2 protein-coding genes and 1 pseudogene are annotated in these 1,396 nt (G+C 47.5%); all 3 read right to left on the bottom strand.

The window, feature by feature from the left end:
- A partial coding sequence (locus tag ACESQI_RS23000; RefSeq protein WP_373127278.1) for a hypothetical protein occupies positions 1–799 on the bottom strand: 799 nt, incomplete at its 3' end.
- 90 nt (positions 800–889) lie between these two features.
- Entirely contained in the window at positions 890–1,177 is a 288-nt protein-coding gene (locus ACESQI_RS22995; protein WP_005647140.1) for a hypothetical protein, read from the bottom strand.
- 20 nt (positions 1,178–1,197) lie between these two features.
- Positions 1,198–1,396 (bottom strand): annotated as a pseudogene (locus ACESQI_RS22990) (hypothetical protein); the annotation flags it as partial.

Genomic DNA, 1,396 nt, shown 5'->3' with positions numbered 1-1,396 from the left:
ATCTCAGCTTTACGTCCCGTTTCAGTTCCATTTCAAGCAGGCTTCCACCACCATACGTCGAACTGAAAAGTCCGCAACAGTTGCCTTTGGGGATAATGACCTCTTTCAATGAAAAGTCGGCTTCATACAGCTCTTTCAGGCTTACCCTGCCGATGTAAGTCAGCAGGTTCGCCCCGCAGCAGGAATTGATAAGTTCCTCGTAGAATTGTTCGTAGGAAACCTGCTCCTTGCCGTTCCGGTTCTTACGGTTCGGGAAACGCCCGTAAGCCCTGTAGCCGTGCTCTGTCAAGATTTTCTTTACTCTCGCCGGATTGAGGTTCAGGCTGTCCACCATGTCCCCGAAGTAGGATTCCTCGTACCTGTAACCGCCTTGCGATTCAAACCAGTTGGAGTTGATGCAGTCATAGTTGGAAAGCATCTCCACACGGATAGGAATGTCGTCCGTGTGCCTTACCAATTCCTTCACCACGTCCGAATCGTTGCGGCTGTAAATCTCGTCACGGATTTCATCTTCGTATTCATCGAAGAAGTCATCGACCGCTTCCCCGTCAAAGTCATGGAATACGGCACATTCCTCTTTCAGTTTCGCAATAATCTCACGGACAGCTTCCCATTCGGCATCGCTGTACCACTCGTCTGCCTTTTCCCACAAATGTTCGCGGCTCTTGCTGTCAAGGCATTTTTGAATCAGTCCGCAATGATTGTCAAGATTGTCATTGTAGTCCGTCCATATTAGTGTATAGGCCGGTTCCATCAGGGATTTGATGAAATCCAATGTCAATGTTTTCTGTTCATCCATTTCTGTTACCTGTGTACGGCAGGATTCCTTTTCCCGTACATACCGTTATAAATGACGGAAGCGGCCTTCAAGCCGCCTCCGTGTTGTTTCCTAACCATACAGTTCCTTCACGATCTTGTCATATATTTCCTTTGCCATTTCCGTATTCCGGTTGAAGTGGAAATAAGCCGTGTATCTGTATCCTGTTCTTGGCACTCCTCCGCACTGCTGTATTGCCCTGTCTATCTCCCAGTCGATATCACCTATGCCAAGAGATATGCTTGTGCCATGCAGCATACACCGTGCGAGTTTCAATGCGGAATCTGTCTTGTCTTCCTTGCGCAACCGGTCGAAAGCCATCAGCGCGATTTGTCTGTTTGAAATCTTTATCTCTTCCATATATTTTGCATCTGTTTGGGTCAGACAATCCCGGTAAGTTGCCTGAATCGCGCAACTATTTCATTGCATTTGCTTTGGGCAAGTTCCTCATATTTTTTGCAAATGGCACAGTATGCCTTCCAAGGTTGGCCTCTAAGCTCGTGCTCGTATGAGGACCTGACCAATTCCGGATATTCTTCAAAAAGTGTCTTGAATGCTTTACGCCATTTGCGCCCTTGC

Origin of the sequence: Bacteroides sp. HPS0048 (assembly GCF_964240755.1) — a bacterium.
In the GTDB taxonomy this organism is placed as follows: domain Bacteria; phylum Bacteroidota; class Bacteroidia; order Bacteroidales; family Bacteroidaceae; genus Bacteroides; species Bacteroides nordii.
Note: the sequence above shows the minus strand (reverse complement) of the source record. Positions and strands in the feature narration are given on the sequence as shown.

Excerpts from the sequence above, each read along its gene's own strand:
- ACESQI_RS22995 (WP_005647140.1), bottom strand. The coding sequence starts at position 1,177 with ATGGAAGAGATAAAGATTTCAAACAGACAAATCGCGCTGATGGCTTTC.